The 13,635-nt window shown below is 62.9% G+C and carries 11 protein-coding genes; all 11 read left to right on the top strand.

Annotation, left to right across the window (positions count from 1 at the left end):
- Positions 1 to 124 precede the first annotated feature (124 nt).
- A complete protein-coding gene (locus tag M511_RS14415; protein WP_176224560.1) occupies positions 125 to 985 on the top strand; it encodes a siderophore-interacting protein in 861 nt (286 codons plus the stop codon).
- Positions 986 to 994: 9 nt separating this feature from the next.
- A complete protein-coding gene (gene fepB, locus M511_RS14410; RefSeq protein WP_010394445.1) occupies positions 995 to 1,933 on the top strand; it encodes a Fe2+-enterobactin ABC transporter substrate-binding protein in 939 nt (312 codons plus the stop codon).
- A gap of 8 nt (positions 1,934 to 1,941) precedes the next feature.
- Positions 1,942 to 2,946 carry a FecCD family ABC transporter permease gene (locus M511_RS14405; RefSeq protein ID WP_139824597.1) on the top strand — a complete coding sequence of 335 codons (1,005 nt, stop codon included), beginning with the start codon at positions 1,942 to 1,944 and terminating at the stop codon, positions 2,944 to 2,946.
- A complete protein-coding gene (locus M511_RS14400) occupies positions 2,943 to 3,980 on the top strand; it encodes a FecCD family ABC transporter permease (RefSeq protein ID WP_085502555.1) in 1,038 nt (345 codons plus the stop codon). Before M511_RS14405 ends, M511_RS14400 begins: the two co-directional genes overlap by 4 nt.
- A gap of 238 nt (positions 3,981 to 4,218) precedes the next feature.
- Complete coding sequence (locus tag M511_RS14395; protein ID WP_085502554.1) at positions 4,219 to 5,106, top strand: substrate-binding domain-containing protein; 888 nt, start codon at positions 4,219 to 4,221, stop codon at positions 5,104 to 5,106.
- Positions 5,107 to 5,168: 62 nt separating this feature from the next.
- The gene (locus M511_RS14390) at positions 5,169 to 6,677 is read left to right on the top strand and encodes a sugar ABC transporter ATP-binding protein (protein ID WP_085502553.1); all 1,509 of its coding nucleotides are present in this window, start codon (positions 5,169 to 5,171) and stop codon (positions 6,675 to 6,677) included.
- Positions 6,674 to 7,651, top strand: a complete 978-nt coding sequence (locus tag M511_RS14385) for an ABC transporter permease (protein WP_010394450.1) — start codon at positions 6,674 to 6,676, stop codon at positions 7,649 to 7,651. The genes M511_RS14390 and M511_RS14385 overlap by 4 nt, the downstream gene beginning before the upstream one ends.
- A gap of 2 nt (positions 7,652 to 7,653) precedes the next feature.
- Complete coding sequence (locus M511_RS14380; RefSeq protein ID WP_085502552.1) at positions 7,654 to 8,595, top strand: tagatose kinase; 942 nt, start codon at positions 7,654 to 7,656, stop codon at positions 8,593 to 8,595.
- Positions 8,596 to 8,598: 3 nt separating this feature from the next.
- Positions 8,599 to 9,876, top strand: a complete 1,278-nt coding sequence (locus M511_RS14375; RefSeq protein WP_085502551.1) for a D-tagatose-bisphosphate aldolase, class II, non-catalytic subunit — start codon at positions 8,599 to 8,601, stop codon at positions 9,874 to 9,876.
- 155 nt (positions 9,877 to 10,031) lie between these two features.
- Positions 10,032 to 11,054: a LacI family DNA-binding transcriptional regulator gene (locus tag M511_RS14370; RefSeq protein ID WP_029371677.1), complete on the top strand. Its 1,023-nt coding sequence runs from the start codon at positions 10,032 to 10,034 to the stop codon at positions 11,052 to 11,054.
- Between the two features lie 178 nt (positions 11,055 to 11,232).
- On the top strand, positions 11,233 to 13,545 hold the full coding sequence (locus tag M511_RS14365) for a Tex family protein (protein WP_240547646.1): 2,313 nt from the start codon (positions 11,233 to 11,235) through the stop codon (positions 13,543 to 13,545).
- Positions 13,546 to 13,635 lie beyond the last annotated feature (90 nt).

Below are 13,635 nucleotides of genomic sequence, written 5' to 3'. Positions count from 1 at the left end.
CATGTGTATTGCATTGCGGAATATGCTCTGCAATATGGTTTCAGCCATTGCGCCAGAGACCGGTCCGGCGATCAGCCATCCCTGCTTTTCAGACCCGCGCCCGACCCCGGGCGGAAAGGATGCCATGGCCAGCCTGAACCCCGAATCCGTCGAAGACCCCGAAGGTCTGCTTGCGCAGCCAGATCACATGCGTGACATGGACCGCGTCACGCTTGAGGTGGTCGCGATCCTCTGCCCCTTTCCCTCGGTCGCGCGGGTGGTGGGTCGGATTGATGCGCATGATCCACAGGCCTGGGGTGCCGCAAATGTAGCCGTCCGCATCGAAGTCGAGACCCCCGAGGGGCAACGCCCGGTCTCGCGCATCTACACGATCCGCAGCTTTGACCCGCGTTCCGGCATGGTCGAAATCGACTTCGTGATCCATGACGACGACAGTCCTGCGATGCGTTGGCTGCGGGCTGCAGGACCCGGCACAAGGGTCCATATGATCGGCCCGCGCCAGCACCTTGTTCCCGGCTTTGCACCCGGTAAGCGCGTGGCGATCTTTGCTGATGAAACTGCGATCCCCGCCGTTTTCGCCATCCTTGATGCGTGGCCGGATGGTGTTTCCGGCAGCCTGTGGATCGAGACCTCTGATCCTGCAGCGTTCGAGGAACTGCCGCGCCTTGCGGGACTTGATTATCATTTGATCCGCCGCGCCCGTCCGGCCGGCACTACCGGCGCGCTTTTTGCTGCCGCCCGGCAGGCGATCTCTGCGCCCGGGGGCTGGACCCTTTGGGCTGCGGGCGAGCGGCAGGAGATGCGTGAGTTTCGCAACCATTTCCGTGCTCTCGGACTTGGTCGCGACGATGTACGGGTCTTCGGCTATTGGAAGCATGGCTCCAGCAGCTCAGAGATCGACCGGATCAGGCTGCGCGAATATGCCGAGATCCGTCGGCGCGGCCTGCGGCTGGAAGACCTTGATGACGCTGAACTTCCGATCTGAGGAAAACCCATGCTCATCCGTCTGGTCCCGCTGATCCTTGCGTTTGTCCTGCCCGCCGTGGCGTACGCCGAGGGCTGGCCGCGCAAGATCACCGACGCATTGGGAGAGGTGACCATTGCCGAACCTCCGCAGCATATCGTTTCGACCTCGCCCAGCCTGACCGGCATCCTGCTGGCCATTGATGCACCGCTTGCTGCGACCGCATCGGCTTTGATTGGGCCTTTGACTGACGATAAGGGCTTTTTCCTGCAATGGGCGGCGGTGGCTGACCAGCGCGGGGTCGAGGTCCTGTATCCGAACCTTGATTTCGACATCGAGGCGCTGATGCTGCAGGAGCCGGACCTTGTCGTCGCCTCATCGACAGGGGGCGACAATATCCTGCCCTATCTTGAACAGCTCCGGGCGCAGAATGTGCCGGTGGTTGTGCTGGATTACGCAAATGACGGGTGGGAGGATCTGGCACGCACCCTTGGCCGTGCCACCGGGCATGAAAAGGATGCCGCCCGCGTGACCGGGGATTTTGCCCGACAGGCGGCCGAAACGCGGGCGGGACTGGTCTTGCCTGCGGGTGATGCCAGCATCGTTTCTTACAACTTTGCGGGCACCTATGCGGTCAGCACACCCGACAGCCCGCAGGCGCGTGTCCTTAAGGCGCTTGGCTTTTCCATTGCCGGTCTGCCGCAGGTGATGCGTGGCGAGGTTTCGCGTTCGGCAGATTTCGATTTCGTCTCGCATGAGAACCTGTCCGCCGCGATTGCCGGAGACAGCGTCTTTCTGCTGAACGGGACCGAAAGGACGGTGCAAGAGTTCATCGCCGATCCGGTGCTGGCGAACCTGCCTGCGGTGCGTGAAGGGAGGGTGTATCCGCTGGGGCCGCATTCGTTCCGGGTCGATTATTACTCGGCCCTGCAGATTATCGAGACGGTCGCGCCCTATTTTCGCAAATGAGGCCACTTGTGCATTCCTCGCCCGCCGGCAGGCAATATGCGGTGGGGCTTGCTGTGCTGACCCTATTGGCGATGGCGAGCCTTGCCATCGGCTCACGCCCCGTGCCGGTGGCGCAGGTGGTGTGGGCGTTGGTTGACTCGGATCCGGGCAATGACCTGCATCTGGTGGTGCGCGAACTACGCCTGCCACGCATGTTGCTGGCGATCTTTGCCGGGGCGGCGCTGGGACTGGCCGGGGCGGTCATGCAGGCTGTGACGCGCAACCCCCTGGCCGAGCCGGGCCTGCTGGGCGTCAATGCCGGCGCGGCCATTGCGGTGGTCCTTGGCGCCTCAGGCTTTGGGCTGACGCAGATGGCGCAATATGTCTGGTTCGGCGTTCTGGGTGCAGGGCTTGCGGGGGGCGCGGTGTTCCTGCTGGGACGCGCCCATGAAAGCGGGACCGATCCGGTCAGGCTGGTGCTGGCGGGGGCGGGGGTCTCGGTCCTGCTCGGCGCGGCGGCTAATCTGGTAATTCTGAACTCGGGGCTTGAGGTGCTGGACCTGTTTCGCAACTGGGGTTCTGGTGCGCTTGACGGACGGGGCTGGGCGGTCGCCCTGACCATGGGCGGCGCGCTGGCCTTGGGGGGCGCACTGGCATTAATTCTTGCGCCGGGGCTGAACGCCATGGCGTTGGGGCACGACGCGGGCCGGGCACTGGGGCTGCGTGCATCACGGTTCTGGGCGCTTGCCTGCGTGTCGGTAATGATCCTTGCCGGGGCGGCAACCGCCGCTGCCGGCCCGATTGGATTTGTCGGGTTGGTCGCACCACATATCGCCCGTGCGCTTGCCGGGCCAGACAATCGCCGGGTGCTGCCGCTGTCGGCGCTTTTCGCGGCAGCGGTGCTGCTCGGGGCAGATATCATCGGCCGTGTCGTTGCCGCTCCTGCCGAGGTGGCGGCCGGGATAGTCGCGGCCATTCTTGGCGCACCGTTCTTTATCCATATCGTGCGGCGCTTTCGTGTGGCGCGTCTATGATTCTGCCCGGCGCCCGTTTGCTGCGGCTTGGCCGCCTGTCGACTTTGTGGCGACCGCGTGCCGTTGCGGTCTGTGTGGTGCTTGCATCCGCCTGCCTGATGCTGGGGCTGCTGCTGCTTGGGACCGGCACCATGGCCTTATCCCCGATACAGGTGGTCGAGGGGCTGGCCGGCCTATCTGCCGAGCCTAAGGTTGCCCGTGTCCTGCACGGTATTCGCCTGCCTCGGGTGCTGACTGGTGCGCTGGTCGGTGCTTCGCTTGGCATGGCGGGGGCGGTGTTTCAGTCGCTGTCGCGCAATGCGCTGGGTTCCCCTGACGTGATCGGTTTCACCACCGGCGCGGCGACTGGTGCGCTTTTGCAGATTATCCTGTTCAATGCCGGGGCTTTTCAGGTTGCTTCTGCTGCGGTGGGTGCGGGACTGGCGACAGCGCTGGTGGTACTGGCTTTGTCGCGCGGTGGCCGCGGCGGCACGGGTGGTGGTTATCGGCTGATCCTGATCGGTATCGGCATTGGTGCAGTGATGACGGGCGTCAATAACCTGCTGATGGTGATGGGTAATCTTGATCGGGCTATGTCGGCTCAGATCTGGCTTGCCGGTTCGCTGAACGCGCGTGGCTGGGCGCATGTCTGGCCCGTCGCTGCAGGGCTTGCGCTGTTCGTGCCGCCATTGGTGCTGAACGCGCGCCGTCTTGCAATCATGGAGCTGGGTGATGAAATGGCCGTGCAGCTTGGCGTGAATATTGCGCGCAACCGGGCGATGCTGGTCATTGCGGCGGTGGGGCTTACGGCAGTTGCGACCGCCAGCGCCGGGCCCATCGCCTTTATCGCGCTGGCTGGGCCGCAGATCGCACGACGCCTGACGCGCGTGGCGGAGGTGCCGCTGATCTCGGGCGCGCTGACCGGGGCTTGTCTGCTGATGGCGGCGGATCTTTTAAGCCAGCGTGCGCCCTTTGGGCTGATGCTGCCCATCGGCACGATGACCGGACTATGCGGTGGATTCTATCTGCTATGGGTTCTTATGCGCGAGCGCTGAGCAGAATGGAAGGTGCGGGTGGTTTGGCGCGATCCAATGCCTGTCCCGGGCAGATTATGATGATGAATCAGATGGATGCGCGGAAATTTTTATCAGCATCACCGCGAACAAACTTTAAATTTGACACGCGTAAATTATTTGCCTAACTTTCCCTGAACCGCCGTGGGGAGGAGCCTCGGTGGACAGTCGGGCGTGCCGACCTAACTCTCCTCGAAATGCGAGATCCTGGGAGGATTCCATGACCTTCAAGAAAGCGCTCCCGGCGCTGTTGACCACTGTTGCCCTGACCATGGGTGGCGCTGCATTCGCTGACGGCATCGGCGCCTCGCTGCTGACCCAGCAGCATCCGTTCTATATCGAGCTGGCCGATGCGATGAAGGCCGAGGCCAAGGCCAAAGGCGTGGCCCTGGAAGTCAGCATCGCTAACCAGGACCTGAACAAACAGCTTGCGGATGTCGAGGATTTTATCGTCAAGGGCGTCGATGTCATCGTGATTTCGCCCGTGGACAGCCAGGGCGTGGCGGCGGCGATTGCCAAGGCCGACGCGGCCGGCATCAAGGTCGTGACCGTGGACGTCCCCGCAGCCGAGGCCAAGGTGACCTCGCATATCGGCACCGACAACTACACCGGCGGCGTCAAAGCTGGTGAGCTGATGGCCGAGGTTCTGGGCGGCAAGGGCAAGGTTGCGATCATCGACTATCCGACCGTGCAATCGGTCGTCGCCCGGGTCGAAGGCTTTAAGAAGGCGCTCGAGTCCCACCCCGAGATCGAAATTGTCGCACAGCAAACCGGCATCACCCGCGCCGAAGCTTTGGCCGTGTCCCAGAATATGCTGCAAGCGAACCCCGAGATCACCGGAATCTTTGGTTTTGGCGATGACGCTGCGCTTGCTGCGGCGGTTGCGGTCAAATCGGCCGGGCTTGAGGATCAGGTCAAGGTCATCGGCTTTGACGGCATGGAAGAAGCCCGCAACGCCGTTGACACCAATCCGGTCATGGTCGGCGTGATCCAGCAGTTCCCGCAAGAGATGGGCAAGACTGCGATCGACACCGCCGTCGATGTCATCGCGGGCAAAGAGGTTCCGGCCGAACAGCCCATCGTGCCCGGCGTTTACACCAGGAAATAAGCCAGCAGCGCGGGGCGCGGCCTTATGGCCTTGCCCCGCGCTTTCCCCTGGAGGGCAAGAGGATGAGCGAGGCTACGCCCGTCGTGCTGTCGATGCGCGACGTCAGCAAGCGTTTCGGCCCGGTCGAGGCACTGAAGTCCATGCGGCTTGAGGTGCAGCCCGGCCGTGTCCACACTATTCTGGGCGAGAATGGGGCCGGGAAATCGACCCTGATGAAGATACTGGTCGGGGTGCATCCGCCCTCGGGTGGTGAGATGCGGCTGGAAGGCCGGCCCTACCAGCCTCAAAGCCCGCGCGATGCGGCGGCCCAGGGTATCGCCATCGTGTTTCAGGAACTCAGCCTGTGCAACAACCTGACCGTGGCCGAAAACATCATGGCCATGCACGAGCCCTCGCGTCTGGGTTTCATTAACGACCGCGAACTGCGGGCGCGGGCGGCCGAGCTGGTCCGCGATCTGGGGCTGCCGGTCGATGTTGACGCCAAGGTCGGCCGGCTTTCGATTGCGCAGCGCCAGCTGGTTGAAATCGCCAAGGGCCTTAGCCGTCCTGCCAAGGTTCTGATCCTCGATGAGCCGACCTCGTCCCTGTCGGATTCCGAGGCCGAGATCCTGTTTCGCATCATTGACCGTCTCAAGGCGCGGGGGACGGCGATCCTTTATATCTCGCACCGGATGGAAGAGATCATGCGCCTCTCTGATGACATTACGGTCATTCGCGATGGCGCCTATGTAGCAACGCGTCAGCGGGACGAAACCTCGATTGAAGAGCTGATCACCCTGATGGTCGGCCGCCGTATGGATGAGATCTATCCGCCGCGCCTTGCCCCTGCGCCCGGACCCGAGGTTGCGCCCGCGCTTGAGGTGCAGGGGCTGAGCGGTCCAGGCTTTCGCGAGATCAGCTTTGACGTTCGCCCCGGTGAGATCCTGGGCTTTTTCGGCCTGATCGGCTCGGGCCGGTCCGAGGTGATGAAGGCCCTGTTTGGCATGGGCGCGCATACGGGACAGGTCCTGCTTGGGGGCAAGCCTGCCCGCATCGGCTCCCCGGCCGAGGCCATTGCCGCAGGCATCGGCTTTGTCACCGAAAACCGCAAGGAAGAAGGCCTGGTCCTTGGTGCGGCGGTGCGTCCGAACATCTCGATGGCGGCCTTGCCGCAATTTGCAGGCAGCGCGGGTTTTCTGCGCTTTGGTCGTGAACGCCGCGCGGCGCTGGATGAGGTAAGGCGCCTCGCCATCCGGACCAGTTCGCTTAACACCATTGCCGGCACCTTGTCGGGTGGGAACCAGCAAAAGATCGTGCTGGCGAAATGGCTGCTGACCCGTCCGCGCGTCCTGATCCTTGATGAGCCGACCCGCGGCGTCGATGTCGGGGCGAAATTCGAAATCTATCGCATCATCCGCGAACTGGCCGCCGAAGGAACGGCGATCCTTTTGGTGTCCTCGGAACTGCCCGAGGTGCTGGGGCTCGCGGATCGCATCGCCATCATGTCCGAAGGCGCCCTTAAGGCAACGCTGGCGCGCAGCGAACTGACGCCCGAACGCGTCATGGCCCATGCAACGGGAACCCATCAATGACCCAGACGACCGATAATACACCCCGCGCGGGCAGGCAGCAGCTTGTCGTGGCGCTGCATCAATACGGCGGCATTCTTGTGTCGCTGGTGCTGCTTTGCGTGATCTTCACGCTGCTGAACGAACGTTTCATGACGGTCGCAAACCTGACCAACATCCTGCAACAGGTAGCGGTGGTCGCGATTGCGGCCTTTGGCATGACCTGGGTGATCCTGCTGGGGGAAATCGACCTTTCCATCGGCTCGATCATCGCCGTTGCGGGGATGGCTGGTGCACAGGCGCTGGCCTTTGGCGTGGGCTTTGTTCCTGCGCTGTTGTTCACACTGGCGGCCGGGGCCCTGATGGGACTGATCAACGGGGTGTTGACCGCCAAGCTGGCTCTGCCCTCGTTCATCGTGACCGTCGCGACCATGGGCATCTATCGTGGCTTTGTCAGCCTGCCGACTAACGGTGCGCCGGCGATGATCTCGGACGCGTCATGGACAGCCATCGGCAGCGACCGGCTGGCAGGCATCCCGATCATCATCTGGATTGTCGGGGTCCTGTTCATTTTCAACCATGTCCTGCTGTCGCGCACGACCTTTGGCCGTCGTACATATCTGACCGGCGGCAACCGCGAGGCGGCGCTTTATTCCGGCATCAAGGTCGACCGGCTCAAGATCGCCATCTTTACCCTTTCGGGCGTCATGGCGGCGATCTCGGGGATCCTGCTTTCCTCTCGCCTTTACTCGGCCCAGACCAATGCGGGCATGAGCTATGAACTTGACGCCATCGCGGCGGCGGTTCTGGGGGGCACCAGTCTTGCCGGCGGTGTCGGCACCATGGTCGGGACGCTGATCGGCGCGCTGATCATCGGGGTGATGAACAACGGCATGAACATGCTGTCCGTGCCCTATTTCTATCAGCTTATCGTCAAGGGTCTGGTGATCCTGATTGCGGTCTGGCTGGACGTGCGCGCCAAGCGGCGGCAGGGGTAAAGATGGTTAAGGTTCTTACAATCGGCGAGGTTCTGGTCGAGATCGTCGCCACCACCCGCGGCAACGGATTTCTTGAGGCACAGCCGCTGGTCGGGCCGTTCCCCTCGGGCGCTCCGGCGATCTTTATCGACCAGGTCGGCAAGATGGGTACTGCCTGTGCCATCGTCTCGCGCGTCGGCGATGACGATTTCGGACAGGTGAATATCAGGCGGCTTGCGGCAGATGGCGTCGATGTCTCGGGGATCGAGATCGCGCCGGGCGAAAGCACCGGCAGCGCCTTCGTTCGATACCGCGAGGACGGCAGCCGCGCCTTTGTCTATAACATCCGCCATTCGGCCTGCGGCAAGCTGCGACCGACCCCGGCATCCGGGGCGCTGATCGACAGCTGCACCCATCTGCACGTCATGGGCTCGGCCTTTTCGGCGCCGGAGCTTGGGGCGATGGTGATGGATGCGGCGCAGCGTATCAAGGCGCGGGGCGGTACCATCTCGTTTGATCCGAACCTGCGGCCAGAGCTGTTGAACGCGCCCGGCATGCGCGAGGCGCTGGATGTGGTGCTGGCGATGACCGACCTGTTCATGCCCTCGGGGGAAGAGCTGTTTTTGTTCGATCCCGCCCGGGATGAGGCGGCGGTGATCGCCTCGCTGCTGGGTCGCGGCATCCGCACCGTGGTCGTGAAACGCGGCGCGCTTGGTGCAAGCCTGTTTCAGCAGGGTCTTAGGCTCGACGCTGCGCCGCTCCCGGTGGATGAGGTTGATCCGACCGGGGCGGGCGACACTTTCGGTGGTGCCTTCCTCAGCCTGTGGCTGGCGGGGGCAGAGCCCTCGCAGGCCCTTGATCTGGCCAATGCCGCCGGAGCCCGCGCCGTCACCCGGCTGGGCCCGATGGAGGGCACCTCGACCCGTGCCGAACTCGATGCGCTGCTTGCGGAACGGAAAGGCTGAGACATGACCGACAACCCCCTGAAATCCATTGCCGGATGGCGTTATCGCCCCGGCCCCTCGGGCATCCCTTCGATCTGCACCGCCCATGCGATGGCGATCGAGGCCGCGATGCGCTGTACCCTGCCAACGCCCCTGCCGCTGCTGATCGAGGCGACCTGCAACCAGGTCAATCAGGACGGCGGCTATACCGGCATGACCCCCGCCGATTTTCGCCGCTTTGTCGAAGAGATCGCGGCGCGCGTAGGTTTCCCGTTGCAGCGGCTGATCCTTGGCGGTGATCATCTGGGCCCGAACCCCTGGAAGAGCCTTCCTGCGGATCAGGCGATGGAAAAGGCCGAGGTGATGATCCGCGCCTTTGCTGCCGCCGGTTTTACCAAGCTGCATCTCGACTGCTCGATGGGTTGTGCGGGTGAGCCGGTGGCGTTGGATGACGCCACTACCGCCGCCCGTGCCGCGCGGCTGGCAGCCGCAGCCGAGGCCGCGCGTCCCCAGGACGGTATTGCCCCGGTCTATATCATCGGCACCGAAGTCCCGATCCCGGGCGGTGCGATGGAGGAAATCGAAACGCTGGAGGTCACCAGTCCCGAGGCGGCGCTGACCACCTTTCAGGTGCACCGTCAGGCCTTTGCCGATGCCGGTCAGGATGATGCTTTCGCCCGCGTTATCGGTCTGGTGGTCCAGCCGGGGGTCGAGTTCGGCAACCACAATGTTGTCGATTATGACCCCGAGGCTGCGCGTGATCTTAGCGCCGCGCTGGCCCGGATGCCCGGGCTGGTGTACGAGGCGCATTCAACCGATTACCAGACCCGCGGGGCATTGGGGGCGCTGGTCCGGGATGGCTTTGCCATCCTTAAGGTTGGGCCCGGGTTGACCTTTGTGCTGCGCGAGGCGCTTTACGGTCTTGATGCCATCGCCGGCGAACTGTTCCCCGACCGGCACCTCCGCCGTCTGCGCGAGGTGATGGAAGAGGTGATGCTTGACGCCCCCGGCAACTGGGACCGCTACTATCACGGCTCTGACGCCGAGCGCGCATTGCAGCGCCATTTTTCGTATAGCGACCGCATCCGCTATTACTGGCCACAGCCTGCTGCCGAACAGGCCGTGAGCGCGCTTTTCGCGCTGCTTGAGGGGGTCGATTTGCCCGAAACGCTGATCTCGCAATATCTGGGAGGTCTTTATCCCGATGTGCGGGCCGGCCGGTTACCACCACGCGCCCGCGATCTGGTCCTGGCCGCAGTCGAGAAGTTGGCACAGGACTATGTCGCTGCCTGTTGTCCCTGAGGGTGCGCCGTGGCGAAAACACGCCCCCGCCCATCAGGTTTGCGACGGGCAGGGGGCTGCTATTGACTGGCATCGTCCGCAGGATGATATTGTCAAATTAAATCTTTACGCGAGATAAAAAATGCTTCGGCGTCAAGCCGGACAAGGGGGGCTGTATGGAAGAGCAGAAGATCAGGAATATGGAAGAGTTCTCGGCCGTCAGCGGTATCTCTCGGCCGACGATCTCGAAATATTTCAATGATCCGTCCAGCGTCCGGCGTTCGACTCGTGAGAGGATCGAAGAGGCGATTGCCCGCTACGGTTACCGCCCGAACCTTTTTGCCATCAATCAGAACCGCAAGCTGACCAGGAATATCGGCATCCTTGTCCCCCATATCGTCGATCCGTTCTATGCCGAAATCGTGCGCCAGATCGAAACCCGCTGCATCGAGGCCGGCTATTGGGCCATCGTCCTGTGCTCGCATGGTGATACCGAGCGTGAGCTGAGCGCCATCGAGATGCTTTATTCCCTGCGCATCGCGGGGGCGGTTATCGCACCGCTTGGGGACAGCTCTGCCTCGGACCGCATTCATCAACTCGCTGCTGATATCCCGACGGTGATTTTCGACAACCATATGAATGGAGATGAAATTTTTGTCGGAACCGACAATTTTCAAACCGTTGGTCTGATGGTTGATTACCTGTGCCGCAGCGGCGAGCCACCCTGTTTTCTCGACATGCCCGCCGTTAACACCAACGCCCGTGAGCGACGTGAGGCCTATGTCCGTGCCATGGAAGAACAGGGGTTTCAGCCCCATGTTTTCCCGGTCGAGTCGACCCGATGGGATTTCGAGGAACTGGGCTATGACGCCGGTCTGCGCCTGCTGTCGGCACATGGGCTGCCCACCAATACCGTTCTTTGCGCCAATGATCGTATCGCCATCGGCCTGATCGCCGCAGCCTTTGAAAAGGGGCTCAGGGTAGGGCGCGGCGCGGCTACCGCCCTGCGCGTGGCGGGTCATGACGACCATCCTATGGCCCGCTTTACCGCCCCCGGCCTGACCACTGTCGCACAAGACTATGTATCAATTGCGGAAAACAGCGTCGACACGCTTTTCGGCATGATCGAGAACGGAGTGCGCCCCTCAAATCCTTTGCGGCGGCTTGAGGGCAAGCTGATCCTGCGTGCCTCTGCCTGATTTTATCCCGTATCATTTTAACTTTTCACGAGCAAAAATATTTATCGACTGCTCGCAGTCTGTTGCTGCCAGCATTGTGGCACTCTCTCAGGGCGGTGCGGCTGTCCTGAAGACGCTGCCACGGTATGCTTGGAACGCCGGCGGCTTTTGGCTATGACGGCGCTCCAGTCAGCAGAGGATGCCGCCCGTGGACGCAACCGATCGCATTGCCCGCACCATAGCCGCCGAGATCAACGCCAACCCTGCACAGGTTATGGCGGCGGCGGCCCTTCTTGATGGTGGTGCTACCGTGCCCTTTGTTGCCCGCTACCGCAAAGAGGTGACGGGGGGGCTGGACGACACACAGCTGCGTACCCTTTCCGAACGGCTGGTCTATCTGCGCGAACTTGAGGCGCGGCGGGTGGCGATTTTGGAATCGATCAAGGGGCAGGGCAAGCTGACCGATGATCTGGCCCGCGCCATCGCCGGAGCGGAAAGCAAGGCCACGCTTGAAGATATCTACCTGCCCTTCAAGCCCAAGCGACGCACCAAGGCGATGATCGCGCGCGAAAACGGACTGGAGCCGCTGTTGCGTGCCATTCAAGAGGACCGCGCCACTGCGCCTGAGGCGCTGGCCGCCGCCTATGTGACCGGGGCTGTTCTGGATGTGAAAGCGGCGCTTGATGGCGCGCGCGACATTCTGGTCGAGGAACTGTCCGAGAATGCGGCGCTTCTTGGTCGGTTGCGCGAGTTCATGCAATCCGAGGCGATCATTTCTGCCAAGGTGATGCCGGGCAAAGAGCAGGCCGGTGCCAAGTTCAGCGACTACTTTGACCATGCCGAGAAATGGGCGTCGATCCCGGCGCATAGGGCGCTGGCGATCCTGCGCGGCGCCAAAGAGGAAATCCTGACCATCGGAATCGCGCCCGAGCCCGAGACCGGTACAATGCGGGCCGAGGGTATCGTTGCCGCAGCTCTGGGCCGACTGGGCGATCAGCCGGGCGACCTGTGGCTACGCAAGGTGGCTGGATGGTGCTGGCGTGTACGGCTGTCCAACACCATGTATATCGACCTTTTGACCGAGCTGCGCACCCGTGCCCATGCCGAAGCGATCCGGGTTTTCGGTCGCAATCTCAAGGATCTGTTGCTGGCCTCGCCCGCCGGGCCGCGTCCGACCATCGGGCTTGATCCCGGCATCCGCACCGGGGTCAAGCTTGCTGCTGTGGACGGAACCGGCAAGCTGGTCGAGACGGCGACCCTTTACCCCTTTCCGCCGAAATCCGACCTGCGCGGGGCCGAGGCGGCGCTGGCCGCAGCCATCCTGCGCCACAAGATCGAATTGATCGCAATCGGTAATGGCACTGCCAGCCGCGAGACCGAGCGGTTCGTGGCCGATGTGCTCAAACGTTTGCCCACCGGGGTCAAGGCTCCGGTCAAGGTGATCGTTTCCGAAGCTGGGGCCTCGGTCTATTCCGCCTCGGAACTGGCTGCGAAAGAGTTTCCCGAACTTGATGTGTCGCTGCGCGGTGCGGTCTCGATTGCCCGGCGCCTGCAGGACCCCTTGGCCGAACTGGTCAAGGTGCCCCCCGAATCGATCGGGGTCGGCCAATATCAGCATGACGTCGACCAGCGCCAGCTTGCCCGGACGCTTGAGGCCGTGGTCGAGGATGCGGTGAACGCGGTCGGCGTCGACCTGAACACTGCCTCTGCGCCGCTGCTTGCCCATGTGGCCGGCCTGGGCCCGTCACTGGCACAGGCGATTGTCGCGCATCGTGACGCGCAAGGACCGTTCCCGTCGCGCGCCGCGCTGAAAAAGGTCGGCGGCCTGGGCCCGCGCGCCTTTGAACAATGTGCCGGATTCCTGCGCATTCGCGACGGAAAAGAGCCGCTCGATGCCTCTGCCGTCCACCCCGAGGCTTATGGCGTCGCGCGCCGCATCGTCGCTGCCTGCGGTCGGGACATCCGCCAGATCATGGGCAATGGCGAGGCGCTGAAGGGAATCCGGGCCGAGACCTTTGTCGATGATCATTTCGGCCTGCCCACCATCCGCGATATCCTGTCCGAGCTGGAAAAGCCCGGTCGTGACCCACGGCCAAGCTTTGTCACGGCAAGCTTTGCCGAAGGTGTCGAAGAGATCACCGATCTGCGTCCCGGCATGGTGCTGGAGGGGACGGTGACCAACGTGGCGGCCTTTGGTGCTTTCGTCGATATCGGTGTGCATCAGGACGGGCTTGTGCACATCAGCCAGCTGGCCGATCGTTTTGTCAAAGACCCGAATGAGGTTGTGAAGGTAGGCCAAGTGGTCAAGGTCCGCGTGACCGAGGTTGATGTGCCGCGCAAACGCATCGGCCTGACCATGCGCAAGGACGGCGGCGCCCCGGCACGCGACGCGCAGAAAGAGCGGGGGCCCAGACCCCAATCGGGACGCGGCCCCAAATCAGCCGCCCCTGCAGGCAAGGAACAGCCCGGCGCGCTTGGCGCGGCGCTGCTGAACGCGCTGCGCAAGAACTAGCATTACAGTTGCGTTTTCAGTTTGATATGAGCCTGTCTTGCTGCGGCCTGATGCGCCCTTCGCCACAATGACCATGCGATGATCTGCGCG

The organism is Paracoccus sp. J56 (assembly GCF_019633685.1).
GTDB classification, from domain to species: domain Bacteria; phylum Pseudomonadota; class Alphaproteobacteria; order Rhodobacterales; family Rhodobacteraceae; genus Paracoccus; species Paracoccus kondratievae.
The sequence above is the reverse complement of the archived record's forward strand: the minus strand, read 5'-3'. Positions and strand labels throughout refer to the sequence as shown.

Coding starts and splice junctions, on each gene's coding strand:
- M511_RS14380 (WP_085502552.1), top strand. CDS start 7,654: ATGGTTAAGGTTCTTACAATCGGCGAGGTTCTGGTCGAGATCGTCGCC.
- M511_RS14370 (WP_029371677.1), top strand. CDS start 10,032: ATGGAAGAGCAGAAGATCAGGAATATGGAAGAGTTCTCGGCCGTCAGC.
- M511_RS14365 (WP_240547646.1), top strand. CDS start 11,233: ATGCCGCCCGTGGACGCAACCGATCGCATTGCCCGCACCATAGCCGCC.
- M511_RS14375 (WP_085502551.1), top strand. CDS start 8,599: ATGACCGACAACCCCCTGAAATCCATTGCCGGATGGCGTTATCGCCCC.
- M511_RS14415 (WP_176224560.1), top strand. CDS start 125: ATGGCCAGCCTGAACCCCGAATCCGTCGAAGACCCCGAAGGTCTGCTT.
- M511_RS14390 (WP_085502553.1), top strand. CDS start 5,169: ATGAGCGAGGCTACGCCCGTCGTGCTGTCGATGCGCGACGTCAGCAAG.
- M511_RS14395 (WP_085502554.1), top strand. CDS start 4,219: ATGACCTTCAAGAAAGCGCTCCCGGCGCTGTTGACCACTGTTGCCCTG.
- M511_RS14385 (WP_010394450.1), top strand. CDS start 6,674: ATGACCCAGACGACCGATAATACACCCCGCGCGGGCAGGCAGCAGCTT.
- fepB (WP_010394445.1), top strand. CDS start 995: ATGCTCATCCGTCTGGTCCCGCTGATCCTTGCGTTTGTCCTGCCCGCC.
- M511_RS14400 (WP_085502555.1), top strand. CDS start 2,943: ATGATTCTGCCCGGCGCCCGTTTGCTGCGGCTTGGCCGCCTGTCGACT.